Annotated in this window: 12 protein-coding genes; 7 read left to right on the top strand and 5 right to left on the bottom strand. The window is 68.8% G+C overall.

The window, feature by feature from the left end; all coding sequences use genetic code 11:
- Nucleotides 1-54: 54 nt before the first annotated feature.
- Nucleotides 55-1,125 carry a metal ABC transporter substrate-binding protein gene (locus RYH80_RS02135; RefSeq protein ID WP_370902207.1) on the bottom strand — a complete coding sequence of 357 codons (1,071 nt, stop codon included), beginning with the start codon at nt 1,123-1,125 and terminating at the stop codon, nt 55-57.
- A 1,049-nt stretch (nt 1,126-2,174) separates the two neighbouring features.
- Between RYH80_RS02135 and RYH80_RS02130 the strand changes: the two genes are divergently transcribed.
- From RYH80_RS02130 to RYH80_RS02115, 4 genes are all read left to right on the top strand, one after another.
- Entirely contained in the window at nt 2,175-2,732 is a 558-nt protein-coding gene (locus RYH80_RS02130) for a DUF5805 domain-containing protein (RefSeq protein WP_370902206.1), read from the top strand.
- Nucleotides 2,725-3,762, top strand: a complete 1,038-nt coding sequence (locus RYH80_RS02125; protein ID WP_370902204.1) for a tyrosine-type recombinase/integrase — start codon at nt 2,725-2,727, stop codon at nt 3,760-3,762. Before RYH80_RS02130 ends, RYH80_RS02125 begins: the two co-directional genes overlap by 8 nt.
- Nucleotides 3,763-4,056: 294 nt before the next feature.
- Nucleotides 4,057-4,536 (top strand): PH domain-containing protein, encoded by a 480-nt coding sequence (locus RYH80_RS02120; protein ID WP_370902203.1) that lies wholly within the window; start codon nt 4,057-4,059, stop codon nt 4,534-4,536.
- Between the two features lie 2 nt (nt 4,537-4,538).
- Nucleotides 4,539-6,653 carry a PH domain-containing protein gene (locus tag RYH80_RS02115; protein WP_370904630.1) on the top strand — a complete coding sequence of 705 codons (2,115 nt, stop codon included), beginning with the start codon at nt 4,539-4,541 and terminating at the stop codon, nt 6,651-6,653.
- Between the two features lie 99 nt (nt 6,654-6,752).
- On the opposite strand, the gene RYH80_RS02110 is transcribed toward RYH80_RS02115, so the two are convergent.
- Nucleotides 6,753-7,979: a lactate racemase domain-containing protein gene (locus tag RYH80_RS02110; protein ID WP_370904629.1), complete on the bottom strand. Its 1,227-nt coding sequence runs from the start codon at nt 7,977-7,979 to the stop codon at nt 6,753-6,755.
- Nucleotides 7,980-8,254: 275 nt separating this feature from the next.
- Here RYH80_RS02110 and RYH80_RS02105 point away from each other — a divergent pair, with 275 nt between their 5' ends.
- Entirely contained in the window at nt 8,255-9,688 is a 1,434-nt protein-coding gene (locus RYH80_RS02105) for a methyl-accepting chemotaxis protein (RefSeq protein WP_370902202.1), read from the top strand.
- Between the two features lie 147 nt (nt 9,689-9,835).
- Here the strand turns inward: RYH80_RS02105 and RYH80_RS02100 are convergent, their stop codons facing one another.
- Nucleotides 9,836-10,828 carry a PhzF family phenazine biosynthesis protein gene (locus RYH80_RS02100; RefSeq protein ID WP_370902201.1) on the bottom strand — a complete coding sequence of 331 codons (993 nt, stop codon included), beginning with the start codon at nt 10,826-10,828 and terminating at the stop codon, nt 9,836-9,838.
- Nucleotides 10,829-10,989: 161 nt separating this feature from the next.
- On the opposite strand from RYH80_RS02100, the gene dph2 reads away from it, so the two are divergent.
- Nucleotides 10,990-12,045 carry a diphthamide biosynthesis enzyme Dph2 gene (gene dph2, locus RYH80_RS02095; protein WP_370902200.1) on the top strand — a complete coding sequence of 352 codons (1,056 nt, stop codon included), beginning with the start codon at nt 10,990-10,992 and terminating at the stop codon, nt 12,043-12,045.
- Nucleotides 12,046-12,084: 39 nt separating this feature from the next.
- On the opposite strand, the gene RYH80_RS02090 is transcribed toward dph2, so the two are convergent.
- Nucleotides 12,085-12,753, bottom strand: a complete 669-nt coding sequence (locus tag RYH80_RS02090; RefSeq protein ID WP_370902199.1) for a DUF8114 family protein — start codon at nt 12,751-12,753, stop codon at nt 12,085-12,087.
- Nucleotides 12,754-12,985: 232 nt separating this feature from the next.
- On the opposite strand from RYH80_RS02090, the gene RYH80_RS02085 reads away from it, so the two are divergent.
- On the top strand, nt 12,986-13,585 hold the full coding sequence (locus RYH80_RS02085) for a class I SAM-dependent methyltransferase (RefSeq protein ID WP_370902197.1): 600 nt from the start codon (nt 12,986-12,988) through the stop codon (nt 13,583-13,585).
- 52 nt (nt 13,586-13,637) lie between these two features.
- On the opposite strand, the gene RYH80_RS02080 is transcribed toward RYH80_RS02085, so the two are convergent.
- Entirely contained in the window at nt 13,638-15,635 is a 1,998-nt protein-coding gene (locus tag RYH80_RS02080) for a PAS domain-containing sensor histidine kinase (RefSeq protein WP_370902196.1), read from the bottom strand.
- Between the last annotated feature and the right edge of the window lie 386 nt (nt 15,636-16,021).

Below are 16,021 nucleotides of genomic sequence, written 5' to 3'. Positions count from 1 at the left end.
ACTCCCACGGTCCCCATCCCGCTCCGTTCCGTCGGTATCAGTACGCACTGTAGATCACTCGAAGTTCCGCCACTTGTCGGTCCACCCGTCGATCTCGATCTCCTCGGGGGCGACGTTACCGAGGACGATCTCGAACGTGGGCATGTTGATGTTGTACGCGATCTCTTCGTACCCCCAGTTCTCCTCGACCCACTCCTCGCGGACGCCGGCGTACGGCGTGACGGGGAAGTACGCCTCCACCGCCGTCTCCGCGACGAGCTGTTTCGCGGGGCGGCGGGACTCGAAGACGCCGTTCGCGATGTACCGGATGTCGTTCTCCGAGATCACCCGCTTCGCGTCGACGATGTCCGAGGGCTTCACGTCGCCGCTGGCGGCCAAGTTGACGACGAGCGGCCGCATCTCGACGCCGTACCGCAGTCCGATGTACTGGAAGGCGTTGTGGGCGGCGAGTTGCACCACGTCGCGCTCGGCCGCGTCGAAGATGGCCCGGTAGTCCGCGTCGATCTGCTCGAGCGTCTCCGTCTTGTACCGCTCCGCGTTCTCTCGGAGCCGATCCTCGGCGTCTGGGGCCAACGCGACGAACCCCTCGGTGATGTTGTCGACACTCTGCTTCGCGCGCTGCGGGTCGAGCCAGAAGTGCGGGTCCTTCCCACGGTTCTCGCCGACACCCTCCTCGTCGCTGTCGAGCGTGGCGGCGAGACTCGCCAACTCGATCCCCTCGCGGGCGTCGATCAACATCGTGTCGACCCCGTCGTCTTCGATCGTCCGGATCGCTCTGTCGGCCCACGGCTGGAAGTCCGGGCCGACGTGGAGGAACGCGTCCGCCTCGACGATCCGCTTGGTGACGCTCGTGTTGGGTTCCCACCCGTGGCCGTGCAGGCCCGTCGGAACGAGGTTCTCGACGGTGATCGGCGTGTCGCGGGCGATCTCGCGGCCGAAGTCGTAGAAACTGAAGAAGGACGCCACGACCGTCGGCCCGTCGTCCGCCGCCGAGTCGCCCGTCGATCCACTCGTCTGTCCACCGCCCGAGAGACAGCCACTCAACCCGGCGACTGCCGCCCCTGCGCCGGCGGCCAGTGCCTCGCGACGACTCACGCGTCGCGGTTCGAACGTGTGCTCGGTCATACTCGTCCGGAGTGAAGACGACTGACACACGTAATGGCTTCGGTCTAACTAGATCGTTAGACGAGTCTAAACCGACGGGCGGTAGCGTCGTCTGGTCGTCTCGCCGTGTTTCGGGCTCGGCTCCCGGTAACTCGGAACCCGACGGTGTGGTCCTCGTCGAGCAGGAACGCCGCGCCCCCCGAGGGGCGAGTTCGCGAGGTCACTCCCGGGCGAGCCGTCTGTATAGCGACATACAATTTGTGTACCGTGGACCGAACGCCACGCGGCGAAACGACCGAGTCGCACCACTGCCGCGCGCTGTCGACTCGCCACAGGCAGTCCGTTCTGGCCACGTTCTCGATCTCCCACGTGGACCGACCGGCCACAGTCGATCGAGAAACACCACTCGGGTACCCTGGCGACGGACCTGGAGTCGCCGGTCCTCGCGGCTGGCATCCGCGGGGCCCGCGGACCTGTCGGACCACACCCCTCGTCGCTCGTCTCTCCCGCCTCGGGTGTCGGCGGTCTCTCTGCTCCGGCTTTCCGACTCGCGCCGTCGTCCACTGGGGCCCGGTCGCGCCGTCCGTGGTGGTCGTCGCTGCCCGGGTCACTCCCGTCGCCGATCCTCGTTCGGACCCGGCGGCGTGCCGGACGACCCGGCGACACCTCCCGCTCTCCGTCGACCGGGAACACGGCACTGGTAGTGGTCGCCTGCGGGTGGTGTCGAGGTAGTCCCGGGGGCGCAACGGCTCCGACTCGACGGACCCGCGAACGTCGTCGGGTCTGGACCGACCGGGTGGGCTGTCGTCTGGTCGGACCTCAACTCCCGTCGGCACGGACCGCAACCGGACCGTGGAGTGGTCGGTTCGTCCACTCGGTCGGGGGGACCGGGGTCGTGCAGTAAGACAGAGAAATGAGTACACGGTCCTCGCCGGACTCGACCGTCGAGACGCCCAGAACCCGCCGTACACGGCCGATTGGAGTGGCACCCGTGATTCGAAGGCCTGTCTTAGGGCTTTAGGGCACGCACGTGCATCAGACACTTGTGGGTGGGGGCCCAGCGGTGAGACGTGTCCACCGACGAGCAGACGCCCGTCACCACGCGGGTGCCGGCCTACCAGAAGGAGGCGTGGCGCGCAGACGCCGAAGAACTGGGGATGAGCCAGAGCGAGTTCGTCCGGACGATGGTCCAGGCGGGCCGTCGGGAACTCGGACTCGCCGACGACTCGCACGGCACGGACGACCCCGACACCGGCGACGATACCGACACTGGTGACGAGTTTAACGAGACCGACGAGCGAGACACTGCTGTGGCCGACGGAACGAGCGGTGAGGAGTCCCACACGGTCGACAGCGGCGCCGAGACGACCGATCCGGGCAGTTCGGCACCCGTCGACGACGTGAGTGCCGTCGAACCCGGGACTGGCGACGCTACCCCTGGGGTTGGCGGCCTGGAAGACCGGGTTCTCGGCGTGCTCTCGGAGCGGGGAGTGTGTTCGTGGGACGACCTGCTCGACGCGGTGATGGGTGACTTCGAGGAGCGACTCGACGAGACGATGTCCTCGCTGATCGAGTCCGGTCCGGTGACCTACAGCGGTCGCGAAGGGGGGTACGTGCTCGATGAGTAGCGCGCGGACGGAGGCGGTCGACGACCCGGTCGACTTCTTCCTCACGGACATGGAGCTCCACGGGAAGAGCGAGCGGACGCGGACGGAGTACGAGCGAGTGCTCTCGCGGTTCCGGGCGTTCCTCGCCGCCGAACGCGACGGTCTCGCTCCCGAGGAGGCGGTCCACCGGGACTGTACCGCGTTCGTCCACGACCTCCGGACGGACCCGGAGTTGGCCGACTCGACGGTCGCCACGTACGCGGCGTACCTCCACCGCTTCTACGCGTACATGACACAGGTCGGCGCGTTCGACGCCAACCCGATGGCGCTCGTCGTCGAGGAGTTGGACGAGCGGATCGACCCCGATCCGACGCGCCGCGAGATCTCCGTCCCCGAGATGCGGTCGTTCGTCGGCCAGATCCGTCACCCGCTGGAGCGGGCCCTGATCGTGACCCTGTTGAAGACCGGGATGCGTGTCGGCGAGCTGTGTAACCTCGATCTCCGGGACCTCACGCTGGACGGTGACGTGGGGGAGTACGAGTTGGGTGGGCGCGTCCAGTTGGAGGGCCGGCCGAACTCGCTGTTCGTCGCCAGCGAGCCCGCCGTCGGGGAGTCGTACAACGGCGCCGAGCGGACGGCCTCGAACAAGCGGAAACGCGACACCGTGATCCCGGTCGACGACGAGTTGGCGACGACGCTCCGCCGGTGGCTCGCGATCCGTCCGGACACCACCTCCCCCGCGGAGCCGCTGTTCGTCGGCACCGCGTCGGGCTGGGGTGAGCGACTGACGCCGGAACAAGTCCAGCGGATCGTCCGCGACCACGCCCGCCGGGAGGGGTGGTACCGCGACGGTGCCGGGGCCACCGAGAACGTGACGCCCCACTACTTCCGGCACTTCTTCACGACCCACCTCCGCGAGCGAACCGGCGACCGCGGCGTCGTGAAGTACCTCCGCGGTGACGTGGCCGACGACATCATCGACACCTACACGCACAACTGGGGTGAGGGGGTCCGCGAGACGTACGAGGAACACGTCTACTCGTTGTGGTGACGGCTCGGGGGCTCGTGGTTCGACGAACGCCCGTCCGAGCGGTCGCGGTGCCACCGAGGGTTCGCACGGGGCCTCGGTGTGAGTCGGCCGGGCCGGCCGGAGTGTGTCTCGTTCCGTGCTAGTAAATCCTATAGCGCTATATCCAACTGGCGGGGTGTCGCTCACCGAACGAGAGGGAGGCACACTCGACGGGACACCCCAGCAGTACGCGTCGGTGAGAGGACGACCCAGGCGGCTCGGTCGTCCGCCGTACCCATCGAACCGCCTAATGGCGAGGCGGCACAACGGTGGTACGTGCAGTTACAGACACTCCACCCGCGCGTGCGACTCGTGTGGGTGGCGAGTACGTTGGTCTCCGCGGGTGTCGTCGCCGCGTTCGGACTCCTCGGGACGTGGCTCGGCGTCGTGTTGCCGGTCGGACCCGAACCGGCGACACTGTTCGGCGCACTCGCGGCAGTGATCGCCGCTCTGGGCGTCGTCTTCGCGGTGTTCAGGTACCGAGTGTGGGGGTACGAGGTGCGCGAGGACTCGCTGTACCTCGTCCGTGGTGTGTTGACACGTCGCGTGTCGTCGGTGCCGTTCGTTCGCGTCCAGCACGTCGACACGCGTCGCGGGCCGCTAGAACGGGCCGTCGGACTCGCGAGCGTCGTCGTCTACACCGCGGGGTCTCGTGGGGCGGACATCACAGTCCCCGGGTTGACGCCAGACCGAGCGACGGAGCTGCGGGAACGGCTCCGCGAGTTGGCAACCGAGAGCGAGTACGACGCGGTGTGACGATGCGACGACTCCACCGCTACTCCGCCGTCCTCGACGCGCTCCAGGGTGGCGTCCAGGTCGGCTCGGCCGGGCTGTTCGGCGGGTTCTTCCTGGCGAACCGAGCCGACGTGCTGCCCGGTTCGACGGCGGCCGTGCTGTTGGGAATCGCCGGGTTCGTCGTCGGTGCCGCGTACCAGGTCGCCTACTACTACCGGTTCAGCTACGAGTTGACCGAGGAGGAGTTGATCGTCGCCAGCGGCGTCGTCGGGCGACAGGAACGCGAGATCCCGTTGGAACGGATCCAGAACGTCGACGTGCGACGGCCGGCGGTGAAACGTGCACTCGGGCTGGCGGTCGTCGCCTTCGAGACCGCGGGTGGCTCCGGGACGGAGGCGACACTCGACGCCGTCGACTCGGCGGAGGCGGACCGGCTCCAGCGCGAGGTCGGTCCGCGCGCCCGCCGACTCCGAGAGGCGAAGGGGACGGCGGCCGGCGAGCGGGAGCGAGCGGCTAGTGCCGAATGGAGGGTTGCGGGCTCGGGTGGAGTCGGTCCGGCCGGTGCCGGTGGATCCGGATCGAGTGCGACCGGATCGGGACCGGATAGCGCTCGGACGGCCGACGCCGAGACGGACGGCGTCGACGGGGTGGTCGGTGCGGCCGACTCGGCGTTCGCGGGCGACGACGGGGAGTTGTTGTACGAGATCTCGGATCGCGAACTCTGGGTGTTGAGCGCGGTGTCGTTCCGGCCGGGGGCGTTCGCGATCCCGTTCGTGGGTGTCCCGTTCGGTGGCCCAGACGTGACGAGTGAGTTCCTCGACGTGGTCGGGATCGACGTCGGCGAGGGTGTCCAGAGTCTCGCGGCGACCGATCTGGTGACACTCGCACTCGGGGGCGTGGGTGCCGTCCTCTCGTACCTGCTGGCGGTGTGGGTGGTGAGTGCCGGACTGACGTACCTCCAGTACTACGGGTTCCGGCTGGAGCGGGCGGGCGACGAACTCCGGTACGAGCGGGGGCTACTCGGGCGCTACTCCGGGACGATCCCACTCGGGAAGGTTCAGACCGTCACGGTGGGCGAGAACGTCGCGATGCGACGGCTCGGGTACGCGTCGCTCGCCGTCGAGACCGCGGGGTACGCACCCGGCGGTGACGGGGGCGGGTCGGAGACGACCGTCCCGCTGGGCGGTCGCGACAGGGTCCTCTCGCTGGCCCGCGAAGTGTTGGCGGCCGGCGACGACACCGGTCGGTTCGACGACGCCGCGTTCTCGCGAGACGGAGTCGACACCGAGTCCGAGTCTCCGCGAGACGGAGTCGACGACGAAGACGTGTCGAGTGAGGTGGCTACGTCCGCCGGACCGGTCGTCGATCCGACGTTCACGCGACCGGCAGAACGTGCCCGCTCGCGGTACACGCGCCGGTACCTGATCGCGGTGGGTCTCCTCGCGGCGGTGGCCGGTGGCGTCGGAGCGACTACGTCGCTCCCGACGTGGGTCGGACTCCTACCGCTCCCGTTGGGACTGTTCGCGCCGGCGGCGGCGCGTCGCAAGTGGGTCAATCGCGGTTACCACGAGACGGAGTGGGCGTTGACGACGCGGGACGGCTACTGGCGACGACACACGCGGATCGTCCCGTCGTTCAGGCTCCAGACGGTGGTCGTCACCCGGACGCTGTTCCAGCGCCGGTGGGACCTCGCGAGCGTCACCGCCGACACGGCGAGTTCGGCGAGCGTCCTCGGCGGCGACGCCGTCGTCCACGACGTACCCCCGGAGCGTGCCGAGGAGATACGGGTCGCACTGTTGGAGAGACTCGACGACTCACTCGCACAGCGGCGTCGGCGTGCCGGTCGTCGCGGTCGTCGTGGCGAGCGGACGAGGGCGGCCGAGACGAGTGAGACCGATCCCGAAGAGACCGAGCGGGAGACGAGTGAGACCGATCCCGAAGAGACCGAGCGGGAGACGAGTGAGACCGATCCCGAAGAGACCGAGCGGGAGACGAGTGAGACCGATCCCGAAGAGACCGAGCGGGAGACGAGTGAGACCGACCCCGAGGTGACGGGGGAGGACGGTCGGTCGAGTGGTGTCGAGAGAGTGCGAGCGAACGAGTCGAACGAGGCTGGGACGGGCGAGGACGGAGAGTGACGACTGGGCGCGGGCGAGGACGGAGAGTGACGACTGGGCGCAGGCGACTCGGCGACGACGGCCCGAGGACGGGGACGGTCGCCGCCCTCGACCAGTCGATCACCCGCCGTCGTCCGGTTCGACGAGGAGCGTGTTCAGTGCGTCTGGGACGACGAGCACGTCGCTCCCGGGGTCGACGGCGTCGGCCACTCCGTCCGCGGCGTGGAGCAGACACTCCTCGACGAGCGTCGGTGTCTCGCTGTCCGTGATCCACACGTCGTGGTCGCGGAGTGCACGTGCCAACACGAAGGCACGCTGCGCACCCGGCTCGTACCCCTCTCGCATCCGCTCGTACAGCGCCGCCGCGGAGTCCGCAGTCGAGAGTCGCTCGTAGAACCGCCGCTCGCCGGTCCCGCTGCCCGCACCCTCGTCGAGTCGTGCCGGGACGACGACACGTCCGCCAGACCGGACCGGGTTGCGTGCACCCAACAGGACGTACGTCGCGGCGCGGCTCGCCTGGTAGAGGGTCGCGTCTTTCGGCGCGCCGACACCCGCGACGACGGCGTCGTACGTCTCCGGCACCGCGACGGACAGCGCCTCGCGACCGCGCGCCGCGAGTGCGCGGACGACTGCACGCGGCTCTCCGGCGGCGGCACCCAGGATCCCGGCCGGGCCGTGTGTGACGTTGAGTGCGAAGTCGGGTCCAGCGAGGTCCCCCGCCCGGTCGAGCAGTTCTCGGAAGGGGTTGTCCGCGACGCGACCGAGTCGGACGCCCGGCTCGGCGAGCAGGTCTGGCCCGTGGGTGTACCGGATCAGTGGCTCCCCGCCCGCCCCGATCACGACCGTCTTCGCACCCCCGGAGAAGCCGGCGTACTGGTGTGGCTCGACCATCCCGGTCGCCAACACGGTGTCCGCCTCGGCGACCGCCTCGTGGACGCGCACCGGTACGTCGTGGACACGGCCCACCTCGACCGTCGCCTCGGGGTCGTGGTTGATCGCCAGATCGGCGGCGTCACCGAGCCCCGAGGCGATCTCGTCGTCCGTCATCGGACGGTGTAACCCGAGTCCGAGGACGACCGTCACCGCCGCCCGCTCGACCGGGATACGGTCGAGCAGCGCGTCGAGCAACACGTCGTCCGGGGTCGCCCGCGTCACGTCGGTGACGACCACCGCCACCTCGTCGTCGGGGTCGACCACCTCCGCGAGCCTCGACCCGTGTGGCTCCGCGAGTGCCTGCCGTGCCGCTCGTGCCGGGTCGACCGCCTCGCCGCCGGACGGGCGAGCGACGCGGACGGAACAGTCTGGCAGAGCCACGTCGATCTCTCCGTTCCCGAGAGGGAGTGTCACACTGCCGTCGGCGACCGCCGTCTCTCCGTGCACACCTGCCCACACACGCGCCGGTCGGTTCAGACTTCGGGCGGGCCCGGTCGTGAACTCGTCGTCGCCAGGACGGACGCTCGGGCGCCCACCGACGAGCGTTCGAGACGGCGACGGACCCCCACACCCACGTGAGGCTCGTCGCGGCTGTGGCACTCGTCATTCAAGTCGCGCGTCCACAGAGCTATCGAAAGTGAGAATCTAATCAACCATCTTTAGTACCACAGCCGAGAGTGACAGCACGTATGTCCGACAGCGAGGGTTCGCCAGCAGGTACAGGAGCGAGTCCAGTGACGTCGTCGTTCCCGCGTGCAGCCTACGCCGAGTCGTTGTCGAGCCTCGAGCGCGCCGCGAACCGAGCCGAAACCGAACGGCTCCAGTCCGTCCTCTCGCGGTTGTCGGGGGCACCCGAGGGACCGGAGACCGACGACAGAGCGGTCGCCAGTGCCGTCGTCTCGCCGTACACGACGGCCGAGCCGGACTACGACGCGGCGTGGGAGCGAGTGCGCGCGTCCGGTGGCGGGATCGACGACTACGTCGCGTTACAGACGGCGACACTCGAGGCGGTCGTCGCAGAGACACTGGCCGCGGCCGACGTCGACGAGGAGACCGCGAGTGCAGTCGAGGCCGACGTGCGAGCGGCAATCCGGACGGCACGCGACAGTCTCCACCACGCCGTGGTCGCACAGGGGCGGACGGACGGGGCGGCGGAAGATGCGCCGGGTGTCCGAGAGTCGGACGGCGACGAGCCGAGTGACACGGCCGCAGACGACGAGGCGGAGGGCGCGGAGGCCGACGCCGAGACCGACGACGAGGCCGGCGCGACAGACCAGTTCGACTTCGAGGCGTTGGGTGACTCCATCGAAGACCTGCAACTGTCGGCTTCGGACATGTCCGACCGGATCGGGACGGTCAACGACATCCTCGCGGACCAGTCGGACGCGGTCGGGACGGTGCGCAACGAGGTCGACAGTCTCTCGGCGACGACCGAAGAGATCGCCTCCTCGACGAGTCGTGTCAACGAGCAGGCCGACCGCGCGGAACGGCTCGCCGTCGAGGGCGTGGAGGTGGCCGAGGACACGGTCGACCGGATCGAGACCGTCGAGACGAAACACGAGACTGTCGTCGACGACGTGGACGAACTCGAGGCGCAGGTCGACGAGATCGACGACGTGGTCGACGTGATCAACGACATCGCGGACCAGACGAACATCATCGCGCTGAACGCCTCCATCGAGGCGGCCCGTGCGGGTGAGGCGGGCGACGGGTTCGCGGTCGTCGCCGACGAGGTCAAGGAGTTGGCCGAGAGCACGAAGGCACAGACGGACGACATCGAGGAGACCGTCGGCTCGATCAAGTCCGACACCCAGACCACCGTCGAGAACCTCCGGCAGGCGAGCGAAGAGATCCGTGACGCGACCGACCGCGTCGACGAGATGATCGGGACCTTAGAGGAGATCGCCGAGGCGACACAGGAGGCGTCCGACGGCGTCGAGGAGGTGTCGCGTGCCACGGACGAACAGGCGGCCTCCGCCGAGGAGGTCGCCTCGATGGTCGCGGAGTCTGCCGACAACATCGCGGAGATCTCCGACGAGATGGACACGATCAGCGCCTCCAACGAGATGTTCGAGATGGTGATCGACGACGCCCTGGAGACCGTCCGCGAGGCACAGAACTGAACGCGGCCGGCCCGTCTGCCTCACCCCTCGTCGCGTCGCCCTCGGCACGTCGCGTCGCCCTCGGCACGTCGCGTCGACCCTGGCGACGATCCGATCACTCCTCGCGTCCGGACACACGTTCGCTCACTCTCCGAGACACACGTTCGCTCACAGCAGTCGCCCCGCGGCGACGGGCACCACACGGCCACCGACCTCGACGGTGACGTTCGCCGCCTCGACGCCCGCGTCCGTGCCGCGCCGCTCGTCACCGGGCGTGCCGTGCGCCTCGTAGTAGCCGGTGTCGCTCGACGGATCGGGGTCCACGATCGTCTCTCCGCTCGCGTCGACACGCAGGTGGAGCCGCGACGGGCGATCGAGTTCGTACCCCTGCTCGACGACGGCTCGCGGGCACTCGTCGCCCAACACCTCGTGGACCGCGAGGTACGCCGCCAGACAGCCGTTCGAGGAGCCGGTGGCTGGGTCTTCGGGCACGCCGGCCCAGTCGGCGAACACGCGAGCGTGGAGGTCACCACCGTCGACGCCACCCGCGGCGACACAGAGCACGTTGTGGCCGCCGTACTCGTCGACGAACGACCCGTACGCCGGTTCCGTCGTCTCGGCCCGCCGGACGGCGTCGACGGAGGCCAGCGGGACGACGAGCGTCGGCAGCCCGGTCGTCACGCGCTCGACCGGGAGGTCGTCGTGGAGCGCCGCGGTGTCGAGACCCAACAGGTCGGCCGCGGTCGCGTCCGGAACCGTCCCGAGGAACGTCGGCGGCACCTGTCGCATCCAGTACCGCTCGCCGCCGTCGGCGGTCGACTCGACGTGGACCGGCACGTCACCGACGCCGAGGTGGAGGGTGACCTCGTCCGGCGTCTCCTCGCCCACGAGCTCGCGGAGGACCGCCGCGGTCCCCAGTGTCGGGTGGCCGGCGAACGGGAGCTCCTCCGCGGGGTCGAAGATGCGGACTTCGTACCCCGTCTCTGTCTCTGTCCCCGTCTCGCCGACGACGAAGGTACACTCCGAGAAGTTCGTCTCCCTGGTGATCGCCTGCATCTGTTCGGTGTCGAGAGCCGCGGCGTCGTGGACGACGGCCAACTGGTTGCCGGCGTACCGCTCGCGAGCGAACACGTCCACCACGTGGAAGGCGTTGTCGGGCACGGTCGCGTCTCTCCCGGCAGTCGCATAAGCGCTCGGTAGGCGTGCGACGACGACGCGAGGCGGTGCGATGTCCACCGACCCGGATCGTCGTCGGGGTCGCGAACCCCCGAACGGTTCCGTGGAACGGGTCGCTTAACCGGCTGCGGTAGCAACGACGCGCAATGAGCGAACGGACCGCTGCGGAGGGACGGACGGACGGCGACCTGCGGAACACGGGGCTGTCGCTGAAACACGATCGGGAGTGGGACTACGAACTCGAACGGATCGTCGAGGAACTCGAAGAGCGCGACGCGGACACCGTCGGGCTCCAGTTCCCCGAGGGACTGAAGCGACGCGGGCCGGCGGTCGCAGACGACCTGCGAGAGTTGACCGACGACGTGACGTTCCTGCTGTCGGGCCAGCCCTGTTACGGCGCCTGTGACCTCGACACGTACCTCATGCGGCGGACGGACCTGTTCGTCCACTTCGGCCACTCCCCGATGAAGGAGTCGGACAAGATTCTCTACGTCCCGCTGTTCTCGAACGTCGACCCGTTCGGCATCATGGAGGAGTCGCTGGCGGAGCTCGAAGACCCCGACGACGACCCGGACGTGGGGCTGGTGACGACGGCCCAGCACATGAACCTCTTCGACGACATGTACGACTGGCTCGCCGAGCGTGGATACGAGGTCCACACCCGGCGTGGCGACGAACGACTCACCCACGAGGGGCAGGTGTTGGGGTGTAACTACGCCTCCGCGGAGGTCGACGCCGACCAGATCCTCTACGTCGGCGGGGGGAAGTTCCACCCGCTCGGGCTGGCGATGGAACACCCCGAGAAGACGGTCGTCATCGCGGACCCGGTCAACAACGTCGTCGAGGTGGCGGACACGGAACAGTTCATGAAACAGCGCTACGCCGCCGTCCACAAGGCGATGGACGCCCAGAAGTGGGGGGTCATCTTCTGTACCAAGATCGGCCAGGGCCGGTGGGAGCAGGCCCAGGAGATCGTCGAGGCCAACGACGACGCCTACCTGATCACGATGGACGAGGTGACGCCGGACCGCCTGCGGAACTTCGACATGGACGCGTTCGTCAACACCGGCTGTCCGCGGATCACCACCGACGACGGCCCGCAGTTCCACAAGCCGATGCTCACGCCCGGCGAGTACGAGATCGCCGTCGGCAACGAGCCGCTGGAGAATCTCGAGTTCGACACCTTCCACGGCACCTGGTGAGCGGCGGCGTTCGTCCACACCGGGTGGGTCGACGCTCCCTCAGTTCGAGCCGGGGTACTCCCGGTTCAGGTCGAGGTCGTCCGTCGAGAGACCGTCGTCGTCTCCGGTCTCGTCGGACCCGCCGTCACCGGCGGCGTCGGACTCCACACTCGCTGCGCCACTCGCAGCCGCCTCCTCTCCGTCCGCCTCGTCGTCCTCGATCACTCTGACACCCTCCTGCTCGAAGTCGGGGCGTTCGTCCGCGAGCAGTTCCGCCTCGCGGTCGTACACCTCCTGAGGGTCCGGCAGGTCCGGCAGGTCGTCGGGGTTCGACTCGACGTGTTCGATGCCGCCGTACCCCTCGGGCGCGCGGCCGCCGTCGTCGAACCACTCGTGGAAGGCGTCGCGGAACGTCTCCTCGCCCGCGAGCGACTCCCCGCCGCGCTCGCGGAACCAGAACAGGAAGTCCGCCTCGTGGTCGCCACACAGCACCAACTCGTCCATCGGCTCGCCGTAGACGACCTCGGCGACGTTACACGACGACTTCTCCGCCTCGCCGTGGATCAGGTAACAGGCGTCACACGGCTTCCCGATGACGGTCTGGAGGCGCACCAGCCGCGTCCGGGTGTCTTCGGGCATCGCAGTCACGTCGCGCCACTCCCCGTCCTCGGTGAAGATCTCCTCCTCGTCGAACCGCCAGCCGTTGAGTCCGACGCTGACTTTCCCCATCGGCCGGCCGTTGGCGACTGAGCGGCAAGAGCCCACCGACCGCGGCGGGCGTCGCTGTGTGTGACCGTGAACCGAGACACCGCGTTGGGATCGGGCACAGCGTGGAAGTCGGGACACCGCGTTGGGATCGGGCACAGCGTGGAAGTCGGGACACCGCGTCGGGATCGAGACACCGCGTGTGACCGTGTGGATCGAGAGCAAGACTCAATCTGCTCGGCTCCCTCCTCCGTGTGTGGACCACTCGGACGTACGCGCGGCGTGGGACGAGGTGTCCGCCGAGTACGCACGTGCTCGGGACCCGGACGGCTCCGACGCCGCACTGATCGACGACTTACTTGCGCGACTCCCCGCCGACCCGGTCGTGTTGGACGCCGGCTGTGGGGACGGCGCGCGGACGCTCGCGAACCTCCCGCCCGGGAGCGTCGGGCTCGACTTCTCGCGAGCGGGACTGGACCTCGCCGCGGAGACCGTCCCAGCGGCGCGACTCGTCCAGGGTGACATGCTCGCACTCCCACTGCGTGCGGACACGGTCGACGCGGTGACGGCGTACCACTCCGTCTTCCACGTCGCGCGCGAGGACCACGCGACGGTGTACGCGGAGTTCGCCCGCGTGCTCCGGCCGGGCGGTGTCCTCCTGGCGACGTTGCCCGGCGGTCGCTACGAGACCGTCCGGCGTGGCTGGATGGGTGGACGGATGTTCTTCTCGACGCCGGGGCGCGAGCGGACGCTGGAACTGCTGCGCGAGGCCGGGTTCGACGAGATCGAGACCACCACCGCGACGGACCCGCTCGGCAGCAGTACGGAGTTCGTCTTCGCGACGCTGTCCGAGTAGTCGGGCGCTCCAGAATCGCGGTGTCTCGGGTGCCCCCCGAGCGACCCCCGTCTCAGGCGTCCTCGAAGACGGTGAACGTCGGCGCCTCCACTTCGAAGCGCGCACCGCCGTCGCGGCCCTCGGTGACCGCTACCGCCCACCCGTGTGCCTCGACGATCTCCGCGACGATCCCGAGGCCGAATCCGGTGCCGCTCTCCTCCGTCGAGAAGCCGTGGTCGAAGATCTCGTCGCGCCGGTCGGCTGGGACGCCCGGGCCGTCGTCCGCGACGTAGAACCCACACCACGCGTCGGGATCGGACTCGTCCGAGCTACTCTCGCCGTCGCCTGCGCTCTCGTCGACCAGCGGCCCGACCGTGACGGTCACGTCGGGACCGCCGTGGTCGACGGCGTTGCCGAACAGCTTCTCGAACAACTGGATCACGCGATCCCGGTCGCCACGCACCGTCGGCACCGACTCGGCCACCTCCAGCGTCGCCTCGCCGGTACTGGCGCGTTCGAGCCCGCCCCACGCCGCGGTCGCGGCGTCTTCCAACTCCACCGGCTCGGCGTCGACGACCTCCTCGCCGTGGCGAGCCAACGACAGCATGTCGTCGATCAGGGCCGCCATCCGGTCGAGTGCGTCGCTCGCGTCGCCCAGGTGACTCGTGTCACCGCTGTCGGCGGCCATGTCGACGCGGGCGCTGGCGACGTTCAACGGGTTCCGGAGGTCGTGGCTCACCACGCTGGCGAACTCGTCGAGCCGGTCGTTCTTCCGTTCGATCCGCTCGATCCGCTCGTGGCGCTCCAACTCGAAACTCACCCACTGGGTCAACAACTCGACGAACGTCTGCTCGGCGTCGGTGAACGCCGTCCCGCGCGGGTCGCCGTCGGCGAAACACAGCGTGCCGTACAGCTCGCCGTCGACGACGACCTTCCCGCCGACGTACGAGCCCAACTCGAACACCTCGTACGGCTCCGTCCCGGGCCACCCGGCTTCGATGGCGTCGTACACCGCGAGCAGCCCCTCGGAGTCGATCGTCCGCTTGCAGTACGCCTGCGACAGCGGACAGGAGTTGCCCGACCGAATCGCGTGGTGGTCGCCGACCGCCTCCACGATCGTCTGGGTGTCGTCGCCGATCTGCGTGAGAAAGCCCAGTTCCAAGTCCAGCCGCTCGCGGCCGACGGCGAGAATCTCCCGGAGTTTCTCCTCGAAGTCCAACTCGGCGTCGCCGGCCACCTCGTAGAGCCGGCGCAGCGAGTCGTGGCTCTCGCGGAGGCGCGACTGGAGCCGCCGTTGATCCGTGTGGTCGTCGATCACGGCGACGAGTCGCTCCACGTTCCCGTCGGCGTCGTGGAGCGGCGCCACGCTGACGGACAGCCACACGCGAGAGCCGTCCTCGCGCTCCAGCCCGTGTTCGACGTGGTGGACCGCCTCGTCCGTCTCCAACACCTCGTCGACCGGGTACCGCTCGACCGGCTCGCCGTCCTCGCCGAACGTCTCCCAGCCGGGGTCGTCGTAAGTGAGCCCAGTCAACGTCTCGTCACACACACCCAGCAGGTCGCGCGCGCGGTCGTTGCCCCGCTGGAACGTCCCCGTGGCGTCCATCACGAGGATGCCGGTCGGCGCGGTCTCGAACACGCGCTCGCGGAGTTCGTTCTCCCGGCGCAGCCGTTCTTCGAGTTCCCGGCGGTCGCTGACGTCTCGGAAGAAGATCGACAGGCCCTCCTCGTCGGGGTAGGCTCGCGCCTCGAACCAGCCGTCCAACGGCTCGTAGTACGCCTCCGCGGTCTCCGGATCGCCGGACTCCATCGCCTCGACGTAGGCGCGACCGAACGCCGAACTCCGCAGTTCCGGGAAGGCCGCCCAGAAGTCGTCCCCGACGCCGGGCGTGTTGTCGGCACCGAGGAAGTGACTCGCGCGGTCGTTGACGTACGTGACCCGCCACTCGCTGTCGACGGCGATGAACCCGTCCGTCATCCGCTCGACCGCGGCCCGTGCTGCGACGGCCGTCTCTACCTCCGCGCCGATCTCCGTCTCTGTGTCTGTCTCGGTCTCGAACTCCTCGCTCACGGCAGGTCACCCTCGGGAGAACGTGTCGGTGGTCGCTCGCCGGTCGTGGTCGTGTCCACAGTGAGCGTCGGTCGCCACTCCGTGCCGCGGTCGTCGTGGACCCGCCGCGACCGGGTCGCTCCGCTAGTGTCGAGTGAGTGTCGCACGTCCGTCGAAGTACCTCTCGACAGCAGTTCTCGACCACGACTTATGAACCTTGGGCACCGGAAGTCGCACGTTCGGAGTCGAGAGGCTCCGGAGTGATTATTTTATCCAGACGTGCGAAGAAAACGCACGACAACTCGACTTCGCCTCCGTGTCGCGGCACCGGGGGCGTCGCTCCCGCTCTCCGGTCCGTGTGAGACGGCACCACCGTTATATCCGACCGTCCGCTACGTTCTCCCGAC

The sequence above is a fragment of the Halobaculum sp. MBLA0147 genome, from assembly GCF_041361345.1.
In the GTDB taxonomy this organism is placed as follows: Archaea; Halobacteriota; Halobacteria; order Halobacteriales; family Haloferacaceae; genus JAHENP01.
This window is presented reverse-complemented; position numbering and strand designations above follow the sequence as displayed.

Bases quoted from the DNA above. Each gene is read 5' to 3' on its own strand.
- RYH80_RS02125 (WP_370902204.1), top strand. From the start codon at position 2,725: ATGAGTAGCGCGCGGACGGAGGCGGTCGACGACCCGGTCGACTTCTTC.
- RYH80_RS02105 (WP_370902202.1), top strand. From the start codon at position 8,255: ATGTCCGACAGCGAGGGTTCGCCAGCAGGTACAGGAGCGAGTCCAGTG.
- RYH80_RS02090 (WP_370902199.1), bottom strand. From the start codon at position 12,753: ATGGGGAAAGTCAGCGTCGGACTCAACGGCTGGCGGTTCGACGAGGAG.
- dph2 (WP_370902200.1), top strand. From the start codon at position 10,990: ATGAGCGAACGGACCGCTGCGGAGGGACGGACGGACGGCGACCTGCGG.
- RYH80_RS02135 (WP_370902207.1), bottom strand. From the start codon at position 1,125: ATGACCGAGCACACGTTCGAACCGCGACGCGTGAGTCGTCGCGAGGCA.
- RYH80_RS02115 (WP_370904630.1), top strand. From the start codon at position 4,539: ATGCGACGACTCCACCGCTACTCCGCCGTCCTCGACGCGCTCCAGGGT.